This window comes from Streptomyces triticirhizae (genome assembly GCF_003696235.1).
GTDB lineage: Bacteria > Actinomycetota > Actinomycetes > Streptomycetales > Streptomycetaceae > Streptomyces > Streptomyces triticirhizae.
Genome location: NZ_RFFJ01000328.1, coordinates 1 through 3,648, shown reverse-complemented (window position 1 = coordinate 3,648; position 3,648 = coordinate 1). Strand labels below are relative to the sequence as shown.

Sequence of the window (3,648 nt, the reverse complement as noted above, 5' to 3'; positions counted from 1 at the left end):
CCGCGCCCTCGGCGACGGCGGCCGCCGCCCGCGCCTCGGGACGTTCCGCCTCCCCGTCGCCGTCCGCCTCCCTCGGGCCCGGCACGGCCCCGGCGTCGCCGGGCAGCGCGTTCGTCCGGCGCCGGGAGGCCCACGCCACGGAGAGCAGCAGCGCCACCACCGCGACCTTGGCGATCAGCAGCCGCCCGTAGTCCGTTCCCGTCAACGCCGAGAACGTCCCGACCTGCCGCCAGCTCTGGTAGAGACCGGTCGCCGCCAACGTCGCCACGCTGGTCAGCGCCAGCGCGGAGAACCGGCGCACCGCCGCCGCCGAAGGCGGCCGCCCGCCGTCCGCGCGCAGCAGCACGACCAGCGTCGTCAGCCCGCCCAACCAGCAGGCCATCGCCAGCAGATGAACGATGTCCACCGGCACGGCCACCCCGCTCTGCCGGCCGGTCGCCGCGTGCTCGGCCATCGCCCAGGTCGCCGCGAGGCCGACGACCAGCGCGCCGCCCCCCACGCCCAGGCCGAAGCGCAGGTCACGCGCCACCGTCCCGTCCCCGCCAGCGACCGCCCGCGCGTACCGCCCGTGCAGCAGCGCCACCGGCAGCGCGGCCGCCGACAGCAACACCAGCCGGGTCAGCAGCGCGGTGCCGGCCCGCGAGTCGACGACGTCGCCGAGCCCGTCCAGGTCGAACGCGTCCGCCAGCCGCCCCGTCGTCGTGTACGGGACGCGCACCAGCAGCAGCGCCGCCGTCGCCACCGCGAGCGTGAGCCAGCCGGCGACCGTGACGCGCTGCACCGCGCGCCGGCCGGCCGCCGCCGGCCAGCACAGCAGCGCGAAGACGGCCGGGCCGACCAGCAGCAGGAAGCCCACGTAGGCGGCGTACCGCAGCGCGTCGTAGACCAGCCCGACCGCGCCCTCGTCCGGCGCCTCGCCGGAGACGGCGACGCTGGTCTCGGACGGCGCCCCCACGGAGAAGGTGAACGCGCCGGCGATCGGGTGCCCGTCGTTGGAGACCGCCTGCCAGGCCACGGTGTGGGTGCCCTCGCCCAGGTCGGACGCGAGGGCGACGGCCTGCTCGGCGCCGCCCGCCCGGTGCGCCACCTCGCCGGCGTCGACGCGTTCGCCGTCCGGGTCCAGCACGCGCAGCCCGTCGTCGGCGACCGAGACCGGCTCGGAGAAGGTGAGCACCACCTCGGCGGGGGCGGACGCCACCACCTCGCCGTCCCCCGGGCTGCTGCCGGTCAGCGTGGCGTGGGCGGCGGCCGGGGTGGCCCCCAGCAGCAGCGCCGCCAGGGTCCCGACGGCCAACAGGAACGCGCCCAGGGGGCGGGAGACGGCGGCGATCATGGCGAGTGTTCCTCCCCGGAGTGACCGGTGTGCTCGGACTGATCGGTGTGCTCGGTGTGTTCCGTGCCCTCCGCGGACCCGTCCCCGCCGGCGTATGTCGCCGAGGTGACCGGCAACTCGACGCGCAGCGGCTCCGAGGTCTCGAACCGCAGCTCGACGACGACGGTGTCGCCCTCGACGGGCGGCTCGGCCGGGTCGAGGAACATCAGATGGCTGCCCCCGCGCTCCAGCCGGAGCGTCCCGCCGGCGGGCACGGTCAACCCGTCGACCCGCCGCATCGCGTTGTCCACCGTCTCGTGGATCTCCACGGTGTCGGTCAGCTCGCTGGTGACGGAGACCAGGGTGTCGTCGGCGTCGCCCTCGTTGCGCAGGGTGAGGAAGCCGCCGGCGACCTCGGGGTTGACCGGCTCCGGAAGATAGGCGTCGCTGACGCTCAGCTCCGGACCGTCCGCGCCCCCGCCGCCGCAGCCGGCCACCAGCGCACCGGCCAGGGCCAGCGCCAGCGCCAGCGGCAGCGGCGAACGGAGCCGGGGCCGCGTCACGGCAGCTCCCCCTCGATCAGCCGGGGCAGGTCGCGTTCGAAGGTCTCGACGGTGACGCCCTCGGTGTACAGGACGTGCCCGAGGTCGTCGTGGGGCGAGAAGGCCACCACCTGGGTGCCGTGGGTGGAGACGACGGAGCCGTCCTCCTCCTCGTAGGACGGTTCGAGGGCGACGCCGACCGACCGCGCCGCCGCCTGGATCGTGTCGAAGTCCCCGGTCAGGCCGACGAAGTCGGGGTCGAGCGAGTCCAGCCAGGGCCCGAGCGACTCGGGGGTGTCCCGCTCCGGGTCGGAGGTGACGAAGACGACCCGCAGCTCGGCGCGCTGCTCCGGGGTCAGCTCGCTGGCGGCCACCGCGATGTTGCCCATGGTCAACGGGCAGATGTCGGGGCAGTTGGTGTAGCCGAAGTAGAGCAGGGTGGCGTGGCCGGCCGTCTCCTCGACGAGGTCGTAGGGCTGCCCCTCGGTGTCGGTGAGGACCAGCTCGGGCTTCTCGAAGGGCGTGTCCAGAACGGTGCCCTCGTCCTCGGCGTGGGCGCCGGAGACCTCGGCGGCCGGGGACTCCTCGCCCTCGGCCGAGCCGCCGTCGCCGCCGCAGCCGACGAGGGCGAGCGTGAGGGCGGTTCCGACCAGGCCGGTGCGGATCAGGGTGCGTGTGCGCATGTGTGCTGTGTTTCCGTGCGTGGGTGAGCTTCGGATGAACGGGGACCGCGTGGCGGGCCGGGCCCGTGGGGCGGGGGTCGCCCGCCCCACGGGAACGGTCAGGCGCGGCGGCGGCTGCCCAGCACGCCGACGGCGACGCCGGCCACGCCCACCGCGATGCCGACGCCGGCGAGCATCCGCGCCGTGGTGTCGGAGCCGCCCCCGTCACCGCTCGACGCGGCGGCCTCCTCGCCCGGCGCGTCGTCGGTCCCCGACTCCGCCACCTCGTCGGCCGGCTCGGCCGCGCCATGGCCGTCCTCGTCGCTCGCCGGCGTCAACCGCAGCACGGCCGCCGGGTCCTCGGGCTCCTCGCCGCCCTCCGTCGGCTCCTCGATCCACCGGACGACCTCGCCGCTGTCATAGGTCTGGATCGCCTTGAAGACCAACTGGTCCACGCCCTCGGGCAGCGGCCCGACGGAGAGCGGGAACTGCTGGAACGTGCCGGGCGTGATCTCCCCGCCGGTCCAGGTGATCACGCTGGGCACCTCGGTGATCTCGTTGCCGTGCACCTCGACGGGCTCCTCCAACTCGGCCGTCTCCACCTCGACGTCCCAGCCGGGGACCGGCTGCGGCATCACGGAGGTCAGCGGGTGCTCCAGGTCCAGGTGCACCTCCAGCTCGACGGTCGAGGCGTCGTCCCGCTCGTTGGGGACCTTGACGTTGAGCACCTGGTAGCCGCCGGCCTCGGCCTCGGCCGGGTCGATGGTGACATGCGCCTGGGCCGGCGCGGCGAGGGCGAGCAGGGCGAGCGAGCCGGCGGCCACGACGGCGGCCGAGGCTCCCTTTCGGAGACTGGTCATGATGATCGTCACTCCACGGTTCGGGCGCGGGCGCGCGCTCCGGCGCACGCTCCGCACGGGCCTCGAAGGGCCCGGGAGACAAGGGGGGTGGGGAACGCGACCGTTGCCGCGCCCGCCCCCCTTCGGGGTGGAGCGCGGTCAGGCCGCGAGGGTGAACGAACGGGCGGCGGCGCCGCCGACGGCCGGCGGCCCGCGCCGGACGACGGCGTTCGGCAGCACGGTGCCCGAGGTCGCCGGCGTGGGGTGGCGCCGGGTGCGGGGCCGGCCCGGCG

4 protein-coding genes are annotated in these 3,648 nt (G+C 75.7%); all 4 read right to left on the bottom strand.

Annotated features, from left to right (window positions below; translation table 11 throughout):
* The coding region (locus tag EBN88_RS29125; RefSeq protein ID WP_199742532.1) for a copper resistance CopC/CopD family protein at positions 1–1,333 on the bottom strand (1,333 nt) is incomplete at its 3' end.
* Complete coding sequence (locus EBN88_RS29120; RefSeq protein WP_233581101.1) at positions 1,330–1,875, bottom strand: copper chaperone PCu(A)C; 546 nt, start codon at positions 1,873–1,875, stop codon at positions 1,330–1,332. The genes EBN88_RS29120 and EBN88_RS29125, both read right to left, overlap by 4 nt.
* Entirely contained in the window at positions 1,872–2,537 is a 666-nt protein-coding gene (locus EBN88_RS29115; protein WP_122399994.1) for an SCO family protein, read from the bottom strand. Before EBN88_RS29115 ends, EBN88_RS29120 begins: the two co-directional genes overlap by 4 nt.
* Before the next feature lie 98 nt (positions 2,538–2,635).
* Complete coding sequence (locus EBN88_RS29110; RefSeq protein WP_122399995.1) at positions 2,636–3,376, bottom strand: YcnI family copper-binding membrane protein; 741 nt, start codon at positions 3,374–3,376, stop codon at positions 2,636–2,638.
* Positions 3,377–3,648: the final 272 nt, after the last annotated feature.

What these genes read in the sequence shown, in the direction of transcription:
- EBN88_RS29115 (WP_122399994.1), bottom strand. Translation starts at nt 2,537, where the DNA reads ATGCGCACACGCACCCTGATCCGCACCGGCCTGGTCGGAACCGCCCTC.
- EBN88_RS29110 (WP_122399995.1), bottom strand. Translation starts at nt 3,376, where the DNA reads ATGACCAGTCTCCGAAAGGGAGCCTCGGCCGCCGTCGTGGCCGCCGGC.